Here is an 18,225-nt window from a genome sequence, read left to right on the forward strand (position 1 = left end):
TATACTCATTAGACACAAACACAAGCTCTATTGCGTTCCCATATGGAGTAGAAGAAGACTACACAGTAACAGCTACATTTACAGAGAATAAGACAACAGCAGTAGTTAATGCAAATGTAGTTGTAGATCCTGAAAAGGGTGAGTTTGAAGGATATGACGGAGCAACAAAGCTTGAGAACAATAATCTTCAGGAAGCTGATTATACACTTGGATTCCTTCCAACTGTAACAGCAAAAGAAGGATATACATGGACAGGCTGGGAAGTAACAAATAAAGCAGGTGAAGTAGTATACTCATTAGACACAAACACAAGCTCTATTGCGTTCCCATATGGAGTAGAAGATGACTACACAGTAACAGCTACATTTACAAAAGATGAGACTCCAGTTGATCCGGTAGATCCAGTTGAGCCAACAGAGCCAACTCAGCCGACAGAGCCAACTCAGCCAGCTCAGCCAGCTACACCTTCTACAGACAATACAGTAAACAATACTACAAACAAAACTACTGACAATAAGAAGGTAGAGAAGACAGCAGCTAAGAAAGCAGAAGCAAAGAACGAAAATAAAAAAGCTCCAAAAACAGGTGATGAGAGTATGCCAATCGCTTACATGCTTACACTTGTAGGAGCAGCAGTGGCAGCAATTATTGTTCTGATTAAGAGAAAAAGAACAATCTAGAAACTGTGAATAATCACATGAAACACAAAAGACGGTATCGAAGATACCGGAATAAAAAGAAAAAAGCCTATATCCTGGCAGCCCTGATCTTATGCATAGTCATTGCGGCGGTAGCAGTTTTTGCTATCAGCCGCATGGCTGGTAAAGAGCAGACATCAAAAAATCAGACGGAAGTAAAAGCGCTTGTTATTAATGCTGAAAAAGTAGACGAAAGCAAACTGAAAGATTTGATTGAAAGTGCCGGAAAGATTAATCAGAGTGTTTATACAGATGAAACAGTAAATACTTTAAATCAGGCAAAAGAAGAGGCCGAAGAAACGATTCAGGGAAAGCCAAATCAGGAAGAGGTAGAAGATTCATATTTGAATCTGGTAAATGCAATTCAGTCACTGCAGAAAAAATAATGATATTTAATGTAATGTTTAGATTTTATAAAATGGAAACTAGATAAATCTACCTGTTGTAAAAAACGGGTAAATGAGTTATAATAATTCAAGAAGTAAGAACCTGGGATGCACGATAACTCCTGTTATTTTGAACCTACATCACTTTAAACGGGACTCTTATATCTTCGTAATATGTCGAGCCTTCATTATGCAGAGGATGGCAGAAAAGCGAATGCGGACACCCACCTAGCAGACAGCTAGGAGTCAAAATACAGGAACCGGCATTTTGGGGAACATACAAAAGATAAAGGACAGTCGTTTATGCGGCTGTCTTTTTCTAATGTGAGGGGGACATTTATTTGATTCCCCTTCTACTTGAGTGGGTGTTGAATCAATCATAGGGCATAATGATTAGGGAGAGAATAGAGTTTGAAACATTTTCGAGGAGGAAAGAGATTTTATTATGGTATGTCAGTGCTGGTTCTGGTGTTTATTATTGCAGGACTAACAAGTAATCTCGAAGGCGGAGTTCGTGGAAACCGTCAGGAAAAAGAAGCATTTGACCAGAAGCAGGAAGAAGTTCAAACGGAGCAGAAAAATCAGGGAGAAGAGACGCAGGTAGTGTCTAATCCGAATATCCGGGTTCTTCTTATGACGGATGGATATAAGAATACCATTCATCCGTCTGTGACAGTCAGCTCAACATCTGGACTTTCTATTACGTATGGGGAGAAAGTAGAAGAATGTGAAGCGGGGATGGAAGTGACATTTATGCCAGATGACAGCCGTTTTCAGAGTGGGAATATCCGAATCCAGGCAAAAGAAGGGGAGATTACGGTAAATAGCCTGAAGCGTGGATACGGGAGTCCTTCTTATCAAGGCATACTGGAGCTTCGGACAACAGCGGAAGGAATTGCGATTATCAATGAACTCCCCGTTGAGAATTATCTGTGCCGGGTCGTGCCCAGCGAAATGCCGTCCGGTTATGAAATAGAAGCGCTGAAAGCGCAGGCAGTCTGTGCCAGAAGTTACGCCTACAGGCAGATGGCAGAATATGGATATCCGGAATATGAAGCTCATGTGGATGACAGTACGAATTATCAGGTCTACGGCAACAGTGCACCGGCAGACAGCGCAGATCTAGCTGTTCAGGAGACGGCAGGACAAGTCGTGCGTCTGGACGGAGAGATTGTGACGACTTATTATTATTCCACTTCTTGCGGAAAGACGACCAGTATGAAAGCCTGGGGGAATGAGGAGAATGACGGAAACCGATATCTTCAGTCTGTAGAAGTAAAAGATGAGAACGGTGATTATGAGAGAAATCTGCCATGGTATCGCTGGGAGGCGAAGATTCAGGCAAAGACTTTATCAAATTTGATTGGACTAAATACCGGCAAAGATATTGGAACGTTGCAGAATATCAATATTTTGGAAAATGGACCGGGTGGTGTAGTATTAACAATAGAGGCTGTCGGTGACAAAGGTAGTGTAAGAGTCTCAACGGAAAATAAAATCCGGCGTGCTCTTGGAGGAAAAGGATACACAATTATAAAGCAGGACGGTACAAAAGTCAAAAGCAGCAAGCTTCTTCCAAGTGCATTTTTCACAATAAATAAGTCCGGAGATACATTTGTCATAAAGGGCGGCGGGTTCGGACATGGGATTGGCATGAGTCAGACCGGTGCGAATGAAATGGCAAAATGTGGAAAAAACTATCAGGAAATATTGACTTTTTTTTATCAAGGCGTCACCATTGGATAATTGTTCGTAGACAAAATGTATAAAATCGGGTAAAATATAAAATTATGTAACTGTTCAGAACAGGCGGTATCACTGGGAAAAGTGGAACGCCGGAACATAAACAAAGCTAGGTAAAAGTGATGAAAAAGATAAAAGAATTATATGATGACATCATGGAGCTGACTGGAGAGATAACGAAAGACCATGTAGGGGCATACGCTGCACAGACAGCATTTTTCTTTATGCTCTGCATGATCCCGATTATATTGTTGTTACTGACTATGGTGCAATATACGCCCGTCACAAAGGCTGATGTCATGACGGCTGTGATCCAGGTATTTCCATCATCGGTAGATTCATTGATTACATCCATTGTCAATCAGGTCTATAATCAGTCATCTGGTATTATCCCGATTACGATCGTGGTAGCACTTTGGTCTGCAGGAAAAGGTGTACTTGCCATGAGTTCAGGACTGAACTGTGTGTATAATTGCCGTGAGACACGTAACTATTTTTTCCTTAGGATAAGAGCAACTGTTTATACAGTAATGTTTATACTCGTTATTATATTTTTACTTGTGTTGTCGGTATTTGGTAACAGCCTGAATATTTTTATTGCTGAGCATGTACCATTTTTAAGAAATATGGCCGACTGGCTGATCCGGGCAAGGAATATCATTACACCGATTGTAATGATTGTATTTTTACTGTTGATATATAAATTCCTTCCTAATAGAAGAGACACATATAAAAGGCAACTTCCGGGAGCAGTATTTTCTACGCTGGGATGGATGGTCATTTCCTGGGTGTTTTCTGTATATGTGGATGTGTTCAAAGGATTTTCCAGTATGTACGGAAGTCTGACAACGATCATGTTGATCATGATGTGGATGTATTTCTGCATGTATTGCATTTTGATCGGCGGAGAGCTGAACATTTGGTTCGGGGAAAAGATTGATGAGAGTGAGGAAAGATAACAGGATAATATAACGAAAGGCGTAAAAAATTAATTCTATAGAAAAAACCTATAGATATATGAAAAGAACTGATTTTACGCAAAATTTTCCTGGTGGTATCATAAAAGGAGATAGTAGATGCCGGGAGGGAGAAGAGATGGAAGAAAAAATTGATCTGAATGTCTGTTACAGGAGAGCATTTGAAGCATTAGGGATTACTGGTTCTGTACAGAAATTTACAGATTATATTACAGAATATGCGCCGGTTGTTTTGATTGTTCTGGACATTGGAGGCAAGATACTTGCAATGTCTCATAAAGGAGAATATAATGAAACACTGTTGCCGGAAGGTATGGACAGCAAACGAAGAGTAGAATTGATTTCACAGATGATCGAATATCGCTCGAAAGAGTCAGGGGGCAAATCCATGCTCATTCATGTATCGGAAGAATATTATGCTGTGAATGAAATTGTAGTCAAAGGAGATGCAGAAGGTTTCGTTATATCTATTCTGGATGCAGGAATTTGTAATGCAAAAGATGCAGAGGAAACATTGATTCAGATGAATGATATTGTCTGTCAGGGACTTGGAATGTTGATGGAGCGTCAGGAACAACATTCTCATTCTCATATATCGACAATACGTCGTGTGATTGCCCGGTTATTATTTGAAGGCGAGGGGAAGCAGCTTCTGAATGGAACGAACGATATATATAACGAATATGTTGTTGCCCCATTTCGAGTAGCAGTTGTATGTACAGAAGTTTATAATAGTCTGCAACTTCAAAAGGCGGCTAATTATGTAAGTGATGTATATGAAAATGTGTTTGTTTATATAGAGGAGCAGTATGCTTGTCTTCTTTTCACAGATATACATACAGAAGAATGCAGAGAAAAAATTTGTGAAGTTATGGATAACATGTGTGAAAAATATAAGCTGTTATGTTGTTTAAGTGGAAGCTTTAATGAGATTGAATTGATTGATAAGAAACGATTTATGTGTCAGAAAGCACTGGAGATTGCGCATGAACAGGAACCGGATAAAAGAAGTTTTCGTGAAGAAGATTATTATGTCCAGATAGTCTGTTCTTGTGCATTATCTTATATTGGACATGCGAGATATCTGGAGCGTGAACTTACTGAACTAGCCAGCGAAGATGAGGCAAAGGAAACAAAATTTTATGAGACATTAAAGCAATACTTGCTTGTAGGTAATAATGTAAGTATGGCAGCAAAGAAAATGTTTATACATAGGAATACAATGATTTATAGACTTTCCAAAATTAATGAGATTTTGGGAGTAGATATTAATGAGCCGGGAATTGCTCATAAGATTTTAATTAGTATACTCCTGCGGGAACAGGAGAAAGAGGAGAAGTAGAGAATGGAGATTATCAAGGATTTGCCGGAAATCTTCGATGAGTTTGAAGACAAGAAAAAACAGTCATTTTTGAAGGTAAAAGAATATAAAGAAAAGCAGATTCCGATAATCGGTGCATATTGTTCGTTTTTTCCAAGAGAAATTGCAGTTGCCATGGGAGCAATTCCTGTGGGGCTATGTTCTTCAGCGAATGAAACAGTAGAGCTCGCTGAAACGGTATTGCCAAAGAATGTATGTCCATTAATCAAATCTAGCTATGGTTATGCCATATCTGATCGGTGTCCTTATTTTCATTTTGCGGATTTGGTTGTGGGAGAAACAACATGTGACGGCAAGAAAAAAATGTACGAATTGATGTCTGAGTTTAAAGAAGTTTATGTTATGGAATTGCCGAATACACAGTCAGAAGGCGGACTTAGATTCTGGCGGGAAGAGATTATCCGGTTTAAAGAATTTCTGGAAGAATATTTTCAGGTAGTTATTACAGAGAATGATATTCGACGTGCAATTGTATCGCAGAATAAGCGAAGAGAAGCATTGAAGAGATTTTATGGTTTGATGAAGTTGGAACCAGTTCCAATGTCTGGACTGGAACTTGGTAAGGTGCTTTATGGTTCGAAATATCAGTTTGGTCAGGAAGAGATGACAAAGGAGTTAAATGAATTGTCAGATCGTATTCTGGAAGAATATGAGAAAGGTCGTCAGCTAGAAAAGAGACCGAGAATCCTGATTACCGGCTGCCCTATGGGCGAAGATACAAATAAAATCGTAGAGGCAATTGAGAATAACGGCGGAGTTGTAGTCGGTTTCGAAAACTGTACTGGAGCGAAAGCAGTAGAGCGTATGGTAGATGAAGATGATTCAGATGTTTATGGTGCAATTGCAAGAAAATATTTTAGTATAGGGTGTGCAATTATGACACCGAATAATAATCGTATCCATCTTCTTGGAGAAATGATTGATGACTATCATGTAGATGGGGTAGTTGAGATGATATTATCGGGCTGTCATTCTGTGGAAATGGAATCCATCAGTGTGAAGAATTTCGTGAATGAAGAAAAGAATTTGCCATATCTGGCTGTAGTGACAGACTATTCAAAAGGTGATGTGGGACAATTAAATACACGATTGGCAGCATTTGTAGAAATGATTCGTAAATAATTACAATTGACAAGGGTGCATTTATCAAATATAGATAGATGCACCCTGTTTTTGTGCAGATATAACATATGTCTATAAAGATAAATATAGATATAATCAATAAAAGAACGATTATATAGATATAATCAATAAAATGCACAAAAATACATGGGATAAATTGTGCACGATGCACAATTAAAACAAGAAAGATTGGAATTATAAATGAAGAAATTATTGAGAAAATTGTATAAAATAGGAAAAGTAATTTAGAAGGAGGAAAAAACGTTGATTGAGATAAAAAATCTGAAAAAGTTATGGGAAGACGATGGAAGCTCCGTTCTGGAAGGTATCAACCTGACAATTGAAGACGGAGATATTTATGCGTTAGTAGGTCGAAGTGGCGCAGGAAAATCTACACTTCTTCGCTGCATCAATGGTCTGACATCTTATCAGGAAGGAAGCCTGAAGGTTGACGGATGCGAGATCAAAGATTTGAAAGATAAAGAATTACGAGAATTCAGACGACATGTTGGAATGATTTTTCAGCAGTTTTCACTACTTGAACGAGAGACGGTATATAAGAATGTCGCTCTTCCAATGCAGTGCTGGAAATATCCAAAAGACCAGATTGATAAAAAAGTAAGAGAACTTCTGGAACTGGTTGGTCTTGGAGATAAGATGAATGCAAAACCGAGAAATTTAAGTGGTGGACAAAAGCAACGTGTTGCAGTTGCAAGAGCATTGACTATGGATCCGAAGATTTTGCTTTGTGATGAGGCTACTTCAGCACTGGATCCGAAAACGACGAATTCGATTCTGGATCTGTTGATGGAAATTAATCAGAAACTTGGAATCACAGTTATCATTGTAACACATCAGATGGAAGTTGTAAGAAAAGCGTGTAATAAAGCATGCATTCTGGAAAATGGCAAGATTGCAGATGAAGGTACTGTAAAAGAAATCTTTATTAAACAGCCACAGTCATTGAAGAGACTTCTTGGAGAAGAGACAGTAAAACTTCCCGATGAAGGACATAACATCCAGATTGCATATCTTGTTAATAATATCCATGATGGGGAATTATTTGCAAAGATGTCGAAAGAATTGAATTATGTATTTCCGATTCTAGATGGAAAGATTCAGGATTATCAGAATGACAGCATGGGAATTTTTACAATTAATGTGGATAATGAACATCTGAAATTTGTTGCAGATTATCTCACAAAAGAAGGTTTGAATTGGCATGAGATTGAGACGCAGTGTGAGACAAAGGAGGATGAAGAATAATGACATTGAAAAATTATACTTTTTTACAGTTATGTCAGATGTTGATTGTACCTGCATTTTTTGCAACATTGAAGATGTTGGTGATTTCAGGAATTATGTCTACAATATTTGGTTTTATATTTGGAGTCATTCTCGTTATAACTGAAAAAGGAGGACTTTGCGAGAATGTTGTGGTAAACCGTATCCTGGATTTTCTGGTCAATACGATTCGATCATTCCCGTTTATTATTCTGCTGATTTCGATTATTCCATTTACAAGATTAATCGTGGGAACGTCCATCGGAGAGACAGCGGCTCTTGTACCGCTTACTGTAGCATGCTCTCCATTTATGGCACGTATTTTCCAGAACAGTTTTAAAGAAGTTGACCCTGCCTTGATTGAAGCTGCTCAGTCATTTGGCGCTTCTAAAGTGCAGATTATTGTAAAAGTAATGTTAAAGGAATCTGTTCCGTCCATAATTTCCGGACTCTGTCTCGCAATCATAAACTTGCTTGGCTGTACAGCTATGGCTGGTGCAGTAGGAGCCGGTGGACTTGGAGCAACAGCTCTTACATATGGCTATCAGAACTTCAATCAGGAGATTATGTATTCAATCTGTGTGATTCTGATAATTCTGGTAGCAATTATTCAGTATTTTGGAGACTGGATTTACAAGAAACTGAAGTAAGTGTCTGATTAAACATTTACATTTGGGTTAGAGGTGGAAGATATCTTCTATCTGCTATATTGGCTGAAAATAAGTCTGACTTATTTTTAGATAGATTTTTAAGATTCAAAAGAAGTAAAAAGGAGAAAATCATGAAAAAAAGAATTTTAAGCGTATTGCTGGCAGCAGCAATGGTAGGAACTATGTTAGTTGGATGCGGAAGTTCATCAAGCAGCAAATCATCTGATGATGCAAAGACAGAGTCATCTGATGAGAAGAAAGTAATCAAATTAGGTGTACGTGATAACGCTGATCAGGTAGATGCAGTTATGGATGCAATTAAGGCAGCTGGTTATAAAGTGGATGTTACAGTATTCGATGACAGTAATCAGCCAAATGTTGCACTTGGAGAAGGTAGTATTGATATTAACTGGTATCAGCATGAGCCATTTTTAAAAGCTTACAACGACGCCAATGGAACAGATTTTGTAATGGTTGAACCAAAGACGGCAGCTCCATTATTTGCGATGTACTCAGAAAAAATCAAGTCTGTTGATGAGTTAAAAGATGGAGATACAATTGCTCTTTGCAGTGATGCTTCTAATAAAGCTCGTGGACTTCATTTGTTAGAGTCTCAGGGTCTGATTACATTAGATGATTCCGTAGAGACACCTACACAGTATGACATCAAAGAGAATAAGCTGAATCTTAAATTTATCGAGGCTGATATGCAGGTTCTTCCACAGTCTCTGCCGGATGTAGCAGCTATTCTTTGTGCAGCAGCTCACATGGTAAATGCAGGACTTGATGGAACAGATTATGTATGCGCTTCTGATGATGCAGAAACATACGCTGTAGGATTTGTGGTAAGAAAAGAAGACAAAGATGCAGAGTGGGCAACAGGACTTGCAAAAGCTGTTCAGTGTGATGCGCTTGCAGATTACTACAAGACAGAGAAAAAGGGAACGATGGTTCCAATGTGGGAGTTAAACAAATAGTTCTATGGAATTAGCTGGAATGACGATGTACAAAACTCTTGTGATGACGATACTTGCGCTTGTCGGGGTATTCTGTTATCACAAGAAGATTGTAGATCAGGAGATGAATAAGAAATTATCAGAACTGGTGCTGAGTTTATTCACACCAGTCCTGCTCTTTACATCATTTCAGAAAGACTTTTCAAAAGAGCTGGTAACAGGGCTGATGATATCGGTTCTGTTATCAGCTATTGCTTTTTTTCTGATCTGGTGTATCTGCAAATGGGTCGTCCGAAAATTGGATAAAGATTATGCAGTTGTGGAATTAGTTGCATTGATGTATTCTAATTGTGGATTTATCGGAATACCGATGGCACAGGGGATTTTTGGGGCAGAAGGAGTTTTTTATATGACTGCCTATGTAGCTATGGCGAATTTCTTGCTCTGGTCACATGGCGTAATTGTAATGTCTGGGAAAAGTGATATCAAATCTTTGAAAAAAGTATTTACATCACCGACAATTATTTCCATTATTCTTGGTATTATCTGCTTTGTTGCACAAATCCGTGTTCCTCAGATTATTGAAGAACCAATGGAAATGATTGCAAACATGAACACACCGATGGCGATGATGGTAGCAGGAATCAATATTGCTCAGGCAGATCTGAAACAAGTATTTTGTCATTACAGATTATATTGGTTAAGCTTTGTAAAGCTGATTGTGATGCCATTTGCATTGGTAGGAGTCTTTTATTTTATTCCAGTTTCACAGCTCGTAAAGACTATTGTGATACTGGCAACAGCGTGTCCGGCAGGAGTGACGGGAAGTTTATTTGCACTCCGTTATGAAAAAGACTCCGTATATGCAGCGGAAATATTTGCTATGACAACGATTATATCAATTGTAACAGTACCATTTTCTATGTTGTTCTGTTAGAAGAAAGAGGTAAGAAAAGATGGAATTAGTAAAACTTGAGATGACGCCAAAAGAGAGGAAGATAGCTTACGCAAGAGGAGAAGAGGTGGACCGTATTCCGACGTCTTTAAGTGCAGGAGAGACAGCTCCTCCGTTATATGGGATTTCCATTCGTGATTATTATTTTTCAGCAGATGCCATGGTGGAAGTAGAAAGCCGTCTGGCAGAAGATTTTCAGGCAGATAATATGGGGATGGGACTGGGACTTCGGACGCTGGTAGAAGCACTCGGAACAAAGCTCGAGTATCCGGAGCACAGCGTGTCTTATATTGAAAAGCCGGCACTGGAAACCTTTGATGACCTGGATCATATGGAGCTTATTAATGTTGAAAAAGATGGAAGATTTCCTATCATAATAGAAGCATTTGAAAGACTTCAGGAAAAATATGGAAAAGAACGTGGAATTGGTAGTGGACTTGCAGGACCATTTACAACAGCTGCAAGTTTGATTGGAACTGAAACATTCTTAAAGGGTACGGTCAAACATAAAGAACAGGTCCACAAATTATTGCAGTATAGTACAGACTGTGTTGTAAAATGTTGTGAAGATCTTCATCGTAAACTAGGAATTGGGTTTACACTTTCTGAACCAATGGGCTCCAGAGATTTACTTAGTAAACGACAGTTTAAAGAATTTTTTGTCCCTTATATAAAACAGGCAGTAGAGCGTATGAACAAATTTCAGGGTTCAACTGGAATTCATATATGTGGACATACCAGGGATCGCTGGGAAGAAGTTATTGGCACAGGAGTCAGTGGATTTTGGGTAGATAACTGTGAGAGCCTTCAGGAATTGAAGGAATGCTATGGTGATAAAGTTGCAATCAGTGGAAATGTGCCACCTGTAGATGTATTGAAAAATGGAACATTTGAAGAAATTGACCAGGCAATTAAGAAATGTATTATTGAAGCTGGAGACAATCCGAGGGGATATAATCTCTGTCCTGGATGTACCACTCCGATAGATACGACGAAGGAAAACATGATTGCATTTATGAATGCGGCTGCAAAGTATGGACGTGGTGCAAGAAAAGGTTATATGCCAAGAGGTATTACAGAGTTATAAGCAGTCGTGTTGAATATTATTTTGTACAGTAAGATAATGTTGTAGCCGGAAACACTCAACTATCATATATGTGATAATAAGTAGAAGAGGTACGAAAAGTATGAGAGTGATAAAAAATGTGAATAGGATCTATACAGGAAAGAAAACCCAAGAGATTTCCGATTATGAGATTCAAAATCGGAGAGTAGCAAGAGAAGCTGCAGCAGAAGGTATGGTTCTTTTAGAAAATTGTGAGCATATTTTACCATTGCAGCCAGGAAGCAAGGTTGCTTTATATGGAAGCGGAGCTGTAAAGACTATAAAAGGAGGATCTGGTTCCGGTGATGTAAATGAACGCGAGACTATTTCAATATGGGCAGGAATGAAAAATGCAGGATACGAGATTGTAAATGAAGACTGGCTTAGTGAATATAAGTGCTTGTATGAAATAGAAAAAAAAGCCTGGCGTGACAGGATACTGGAGATTACAGGTAACCGTGAACACGCAGCTTTCTTCCGGACATTTGCAAGCCATCCGTTCCAGATTCCGGCAGGAAGTGTGCCGGATGTGGAGACGGTAAAAAAATATGAATGTGATATTGCATTCTATATTATAAGCCGCACGGCCGGAGAATCCGCAGACCGCAAATGCGAGAAAGGTGATTACTACCTGTCTGATGAAGAACTACAGGTTTTAGACGGAGTATGCAAGTACTATGATAATGTTGTGCTTGTACTTAACAGTGGCGGAATCATTGACCTTGGATTTAAAGATTGTTATTCATCTATAAAAGCCGTGATCCAGATGGGACAATGTGGGATGGAAAGTGGAAATGCTTTCGCAGATGTTGTGTCTGGAAAAGTAACATTTGGCGGACATTTGACTGATACATGGGCATTTAGATATGAAGATTATCCCAATGCGACGACATTTTCTTATATGGATGGAAATGTACACAAAGAATACTATAAAGAAGGAATTTATGTAGGATATCGTTATTTTGATACATTTGATATACCTGTAAGATATTGCTTTGGACACGGGTTATCCTATACGGATTTTGAAACGAAGCTTACGAACATTGTATATAAAGCAGGAAATTTGGATAAGTCGGGAGAAATCAGAGTTTCAGTAGAAGTAAGGAATGTCGGAGAACGATATGCGGGAAAGGAAGTTGTACAGATTTATGCGTCTTGTCCTCAAAATAAAATAAAAAAAGAATTTCGGAGACTTGTGGCATTTGCTAAAACAAAGCCACTTGAACCTGGAGAATGTCAGAAAATAGAACTTTCTATTTTGCTGAAAGGGTTATCCAGCTATTGCGAAGAAAAGTCTGCCTGGATTATGGAAGAGGGAATGTACGGAATCTGGATAGGTAATTCGCTCGAACATGCAAAAGTTGAAGCAAGTATAGAACTGGATAAAACAGTCATTCTTGAGCAGGACAGAGCAAGCTGTTTAAGAAAAGAAGAACTGGAAGAAATATTTCCTAACGAAGACAGTCTTTTGAAAAAAGAGGCAAAATGGAAAACGGAGACAGCCGGAAAAAGAAGTGTTGCATTGAGAGCAGAAGAGCTGGATACGACAGAAATTGTCTATGGAATAGAAAGTGATCTGTTAGAAAAAGAAGCGTTGCAAATGGCAGAGCATTTATCTGTGGAACAATGTGTACAGATGTGTACGGGTGCAATCCGGCGCGGAAAAGATGGAACAATTGGAACTGCTGGAATTACAGTTCCTGGAGCAGCGGCAGAAACCAGTCTTGTGGCAGTAGATGAAGGAATTGCAAGTATCACGCTGGCAGACGGACCTGCAGGTTTACGTTTGAATAAATTCTATGATGTTGTGAGTGGTGAACGAAAAATTCAAGATTTTATTGATAGTGTGGAAGACGGACTTTTTAGAATCAGTGATGAGAAACAAGGAGAGAGATATTACCAATTCTGTACCGCATTTCCGATTGGAACTGTACTTGCCCAGTCATGGGATATGGAAGTTCTGAAAAATGTTGGCCGTGCGGTTGCTAAAGAGCTTGAAATCTTTCAGATTACATTGTGGCTGGCACCGGGAATGAATATTCACCGGAATCCACTGTGTGGAAGAAACTTTGAGTATTACTCGGAGGATCCGCTTATTTCAGGCATCATGGCAGCAGGCATGACGGAAGGGGTTCAGGAGACTGTCGGAGTTGGAACGACTATTAAACATTTTGCGTGCAACAATCAAGAAGATAACCGGTTCGGCAGTGACAGTATTATCAGTGAACGTGCACTGCGGGAAATCTATCTGCAGGGATTTGAAATCTGTGTGAAAGAAGCACAGCCGATGGCAATTATGACTTCCTATAATCTGATTAACGAAGTACATGCAGCCAACAGCCATGATCTTTGCACCAAGATAGCTCGTGACGAATGGGGATTTAAAGGCTTGATCATGACTGATTGGGGAACGACAAATGAGATGCCGGAAGGATATGCAAAATGTTCCAGACCAGAAATTTGTATTCAGGCAGGAAATGATCTGATCTGCCCGGGGGTGGTATCTGATCATGAACAAATCAGAGTTGCGTTAAAAAATGGAACTTTAAAAGAAAGTGAGCTTCGAAGATCCGTAGCAAGACTGATTGCAATTATATTAAAATCCAATGCATATAAATAAACAGATTTAGCAAGTTTATTATTATACCAGATGTGGGTTGATTCTATAATATAAAACTAAAAATTCCTTATAGATTACAATAATAATAAAGCGCATATATGGAAACAAGCTATTTGCTGGCGAGAGTAGAATGGGTTAAAATTAATTATGTAGAGTGCATAGTGATGATTATAATTCATTGAAAAGGGAATCCAGTGAGAATCTGGAACAGCCTATTCTACTGTGAAGCGGACGATGGTCTGGAAAATCACTCTGGCTAAGATGCAAGGGGAAGATATGATCAAAGGAGGATGCAAAGTCAGGAGACCTGCTATGTATATGTATGGGATTCCGGTAGGGGAAGAACAGCGGTTACGCTGTTTTTACTCTGCCTTTTTTTAATATATAGAAATATAAAAAGTATAAGGAAGATTATATGAATGCTGCTATAATAGTCTGCTCCACACTTACAAATCATGTGAAAGCAGCACAGAAAAAAATGAATACAAATTATCCCATTATTGAACTGGATAATTCCAAGCATAGCAGACCGGAAAAATTCTGGCAGTTGGCATTTCTTGCCATGGAACAACTTCCGGAGGAAATAGACACCGTGCTTTTGGGACTGGGAGTTTGTGGAGGGGCATCAGTAGGATGGACTTTTCCAAGGCGGACAATTATGCCAAAAGTTGATGATTGTATTACACTTTTAATGCATACGGACGAAAAGTTTCATTACAACCTAAAAGAAGTCGGACATTTTTATTTGACTGAAAACAGAGATTTGATGTCTATTGAACAGATGGAACAAGATTTGGTTTTAAAGTATGGTGAAAGAAGAGCCAAAAGAGTTATGAAAGTCTGGTTTGATGCTTACAAGAGTGTAGATATTGTGGATACAGGTGTTTATGATTGTTATTCAAAAGAATATGTAGAGCGTGCAAAAAGGGAGTCTGCAATTATAAATGTGCCATATCAATATGTGCCGGGAAGTAATATTATATTAGAAAAATTAGTGTCTGGGAAATGGGATGACCAATTTTTGATTATTGAAAAGGGAGGTGTAATGACAGAAGAAGATTTTGGAATGACAAACAAAGAGTCATTGCATACAACATATGTCGTGTAAAATGGACACCATATTGAAAGATTGAGGCGTAGTTTTTTGGAGTTTTACTATGTTCCCAATTCAAGAAAGGTATGTAATTTGTGCAAATGAAGCGACAAAAATGCAAAAATGATATTTTGAGGCAAAAAAGGGACACCGTGTTTTGCAGTTGGGGACGTAGTATTTTGAAAGTTTGCTACGTCCCCAACCAATCAAAAAATGCATAATTTTCCACATGAACTTGCAAAAAACTGGTTGATGAATCAGAATAAGGTATGATATAATTTTATATCAGAGAATAGGCATTGTCTTATGACAGTGCTTTTTTGGGGTAAAATATAACGGGGAAATGAAATCAAGTAAAGAGAGGTTAAAATCATGAAACAAAAGAAAAAAATGTCCTTGGCAATGCAGATTTTTATCGCGTTGATTCTTGCAATTGTAGTAGGACTTCTGATGCAGAGTCATGCAGAATTTGCAGAGAGTTACATTAAGCCGTTTGGAACAATTTTCCTGAACCTTGTAAAGTTCATCGTAGTTCCAATCGTATTATTCTCCATTATGTGTGGGATTATCTCCATGCAGGATATTAAAAAAGTAGGAGCAATTGGTTTAAAGACCGTTGTATACTATATGTGTACAACCGCATTTGCAATCACATTTGGATTGATTGGAGGAAATCTGTTCAAAGGAATGTTCCCGGTCGTTGCAACAACAGACTTGACTTATGAAGCAGCAGAGTCGGTATCATTTATGGATACAATTGTGAATATTTTCCCATCCAATTTTATTGCACCGATGTCTGAGTCCAATATGCTTCAGGTAATTGTGATGTCAGTATTGTTCGGATTTGCGATTATTCTGATTGGACCGGAGAAAAATCCACGTTTGATTCAGGGGTGTAATGATCTGAATGATATGTTTATGAAATGTATGGAGATGATCTTAAGATTATCTCCAATCGGAGTATTCTGTCTGTTGTGCCCGGTTATTGCAGTAAATGGTCCGATGATCATCGGTTCACTGGCAATGGTGCTTTTAGCAGCGTATGTCTGCTACATTATACATGCAGTTGTTGTATATTCATTAGCAGTAAAGACAATGGGCGGTATGAGTCCGATCGCATTCTTTAAAGGAATGCTTCCGGCAATGATGTTTGCATTTTCCAGTGCTTCTTCCGTAGGAACACTTCCAATCAATATGGAGTGTGTAGAGAACATGGGAGCATCAAAAGAAGTGACTTCATTTGTGCTTCCGCTTGGAGCAACAATTAACATGGACGGAACTGCAATTTATCAGGGAGTATGTGCAATCTTTATCGCGTCCTGTTATGGAATCAACCTGACACTTCCACAGATGCTGACGATTATCCTGACAGCAACACTGGCATCTATCGGAACAGCAGGTGTGCCGGGATCTGGAATGGTTATGCTGGCAATGGTACTTACATCTGTAGGACTTCCAGTAGATGGAATCGCTCTTGTAGCTGGAGTGGATCGTATCTTTGATATGGGACGTACAACAGTAAACATCACAGGTGATGCAAGCTGCTGCATGGTTGTCACAAATCTTGAGAAAAAGAAAGCATTAAGAAAAAAATAAGTATGTAGTTTCGCAAGTAGGAATGTAGAGCCATTCTTAATTATGTACACTTGGTTTTTATGAGTTTATTCTTTTTAGGAATTCCATGAAGACTGAGTGTATTTTATTTGAAAAAACGATAATTGGGTAGATATATCAATATTATTTATTTGAAATAAGCGTGCTTAATAATTATACTGGATGCAGAAGACTATATTAGTGATGGATTTGACATTTAAAAGGGAATCTGGTGAGAATCCAGGGCAGCCTATTCTACTGTAAGATGGACGAAGCTTCAACGGAGTCACTGGTATTTATATCTGCAACAGAACAGCAGTAATATAAGCCGGGAAGAGGAAAGCAGAGGATGAAATCAAGCCAGGAAACCTGCTATATAGGAATTGGGATTTTCGGTAGGGAAAAGAACAGACACTTCGTTTTATTTTCCCTGCCTTTTTTAGTGGAAAAATATTTTATACTGATCGTTCATGACAGTGATAGAAGTTATAGTGTATAAAATCCAGGGAGAATATTGAGAAACTTATTGTTTGCATGTATAATACGAGGAGGAGATTTATGCACGAATTAGACCAGATGACACCGAATCAAAGACTGAATGCTTTTATGACAGGACAATCGATGGATCGAATGCTTGCAATGCCGGTCATAGTATCTATGTCAGGCGATGTATGTGGGATGACTCATCGCGAGAAAAGAAGCTCACCGGAGAATGAGGCAAAGTGTCAGATTGAAGCGTACAAAAGATTTGGTAATGACCTTGCAGTCATTGAATACGGGCTTCACATGGTAGGAGTTGGGCTTGGGGGAACGACCAATGATCCGGAGTTTCAGACACCTGCAATCGCAACGTATCCGCTTGAAAGTTTGGATGATATTGACAAGCTGGATCCGGAACGTCTGAAAAAAGAAAATGATCCGCACCTAAGACATTGTCTGGAGGCATGCCACATTGTAAAAGAAGAAATTGGTGATGAAGTACCGGTCGGGGTTCTGATTACTGGACCATATACAGCTGCCACAAGCTGTTATCCAGCAGAGAAGCTGTTCCGTGCCATGAGGAAATCACCAGAAAAGGTTCACAGACTTGTGCAGTTTACAACAGATTGTCTTATCGATATTTATAAAGAGTTCATTCAAGAAGGGGTATTGATCCTACAATGTGATCCACTCGCTTCTGGCACAATCTTGAGAAAGAGTCAGTATCAGGAGTTTGTGCTTCCGTATGCAAAAAAAGTAAATCAGGCAATTCATGATGCAGGAGGAATGGTCTGCTATCATATATGTGGGGATACGACCAAAACAATTGATGACATGGCAGATGCAGGAAGTGATATGATCAGTGTGGACAATGTCGTTGATTTGGAGCATGTAAAAAATACAGCAGGGCAGAAGATGCCGATTCTTGGAAATGTGGCACCGGTCGACTATTTTATTCAGGGAACAAAGGAAGAAATGGATGCAGCTGTAAAGAGGTGTTTGCAGAAAGCATGGGATTCACCGAATGGTTATATTCTTGCCTCTGGATGTGATCTTTCCGGTCAGGTAAAATTGGAGAATATTGAAGCTTTTATGAATGCAGCAAGAAAGTATGGAAAGTGGCCATTAGATCCTAAGAACTTTGAATAAAATGTGTCGGAAAGAGAATCTGCCCAATTTGAA

Annotated in this window: 15 protein-coding genes, 1 other RNA gene and 2 riboswitches; all 16 genes read left to right on the forward strand. The window is 38.9% G+C overall.

Annotated elements, in window-relative coordinates; translation table 11 throughout:
• On the forward strand, positions 1-680 hold a 680-nt coding region (locus tag LI164_RS04420; RefSeq protein ID WP_227086774.1), incomplete at its 5' end, for an LPXTG cell wall anchor domain-containing protein.
• Between the two features lie 17 nt (positions 681-697).
• On the forward strand, positions 698-1,084 hold the full coding sequence (locus LI164_RS04425; protein WP_005334192.1) for a hypothetical protein: 387 nt from the start codon (positions 698-700) through the stop codon (positions 1,082-1,084).
• A gap of 97 nt (positions 1,085-1,181) precedes the next feature.
• Positions 1,182-1,363: non-coding RNA, 6S RNA (gene ssrS / locus LI164_RS04430), on the forward strand.
• Positions 1,364-1,495: 132 nt separating this feature from the next.
• A complete protein-coding gene (locus LI164_RS04435) occupies positions 1,496-2,830 on the forward strand; it encodes a SpoIID/LytB domain-containing protein (protein ID WP_227086775.1) in 1,335 nt (444 codons plus the stop codon).
• Positions 2,831-2,949: 119 nt separating this feature from the next.
• Positions 2,950-3,786 (forward strand): YihY/virulence factor BrkB family protein, encoded by an 837-nt coding sequence (locus LI164_RS04440; RefSeq protein ID WP_215651154.1) that lies wholly within the window; start codon positions 2,950-2,952, stop codon positions 3,784-3,786.
• A 136-nt stretch (positions 3,787-3,922) separates the two neighbouring features.
• Positions 3,923-5,146: a helix-turn-helix domain-containing protein gene (locus tag LI164_RS04445; RefSeq protein WP_227086776.1), complete on the forward strand. Its 1,224-nt coding sequence runs from the start codon at positions 3,923-3,925 to the stop codon at positions 5,144-5,146.
• Between the two features lie 3 nt (positions 5,147-5,149).
• A complete protein-coding gene (locus tag LI164_RS04450) occupies positions 5,150-6,307 on the forward strand; it encodes a double-cubane-cluster-containing anaerobic reductase (RefSeq protein WP_227086777.1) in 1,158 nt (385 codons plus the stop codon).
• A gap of 264 nt (positions 6,308-6,571) precedes the next feature.
• Positions 6,572-7,573 (forward strand): methionine ABC transporter ATP-binding protein, encoded by a 1,002-nt coding sequence (locus LI164_RS04455; RefSeq protein WP_117980850.1) that lies wholly within the window; start codon positions 6,572-6,574, stop codon positions 7,571-7,573.
• Entirely contained in the window at positions 7,573-8,241 is a 669-nt protein-coding gene (locus tag LI164_RS04460; RefSeq protein ID WP_117980849.1) for a methionine ABC transporter permease, read from the forward strand. Before LI164_RS04455 ends, LI164_RS04460 begins: the two co-directional genes overlap by 1 nt.
• A gap of 131 nt (positions 8,242-8,372) precedes the next feature.
• Entirely contained in the window at positions 8,373-9,218 is an 846-nt protein-coding gene (locus LI164_RS04465; RefSeq protein WP_227086778.1) for a MetQ/NlpA family ABC transporter substrate-binding protein, read from the forward strand.
• Between the two features lie 19 nt (positions 9,219-9,237).
• Positions 9,238-10,134: an AEC family transporter gene (locus LI164_RS04470; RefSeq protein WP_227086779.1), complete on the forward strand. Its 897-nt coding sequence runs from the start codon at positions 9,238-9,240 to the stop codon at positions 10,132-10,134.
• 19 nt (positions 10,135-10,153) lie between these two features.
• The gene (locus LI164_RS04475; protein ID WP_227086780.1) at positions 10,154-11,239 is read left to right on the forward strand and encodes a uroporphyrinogen decarboxylase family protein; all 1,086 of its coding nucleotides are present in this window, start codon (positions 10,154-10,156) and stop codon (positions 11,237-11,239) included.
• A 100-nt stretch (positions 11,240-11,339) separates the two neighbouring features.
• A complete protein-coding gene (locus LI164_RS04480; RefSeq protein WP_227086781.1) occupies positions 11,340-13,877 on the forward strand; it encodes a glycoside hydrolase family 3 N-terminal domain-containing protein in 2,538 nt (845 codons plus the stop codon).
• Positions 13,878-14,019: 142 nt separating this feature from the next.
• Positions 14,020-14,207: riboswitch (cobalamin riboswitch) on the forward strand.
• A gap of 85 nt (positions 14,208-14,292) precedes the next feature.
• Complete coding sequence (locus LI164_RS04485) at positions 14,293-14,985, forward strand: DUF1638 domain-containing protein (RefSeq protein ID WP_117657513.1); 693 nt, start codon at positions 14,293-14,295, stop codon at positions 14,983-14,985.
• 357 nt (positions 14,986-15,342) lie between these two features.
• Positions 15,343-16,566 (forward strand): dicarboxylate/amino acid:cation symporter, encoded by a 1,224-nt coding sequence (locus LI164_RS04490; protein WP_005334178.1) that lies wholly within the window; start codon positions 15,343-15,345, stop codon positions 16,564-16,566.
• Positions 16,567-16,745: 179 nt separating this feature from the next.
• A riboswitch (cobalamin riboswitch) is annotated at positions 16,746-16,955 on the forward strand.
• Between the two features lie 166 nt (positions 16,956-17,121).
• Complete coding sequence (locus LI164_RS04495) at positions 17,122-18,192, forward strand: uroporphyrinogen decarboxylase family protein (RefSeq protein WP_005334172.1); 1,071 nt, start codon at positions 17,122-17,124, stop codon at positions 18,190-18,192.
• The last annotated feature ends 33 nt before the right edge of the window (positions 18,193-18,225 follow it).

This window comes from Dorea sp. 210702-DFI.3.125 (assembly GCF_020560945.1).
GTDB classification, from domain to species: domain Bacteria; phylum Bacillota; class Clostridia; order Lachnospirales; family Lachnospiraceae; genus Dorea; species Dorea formicigenerans.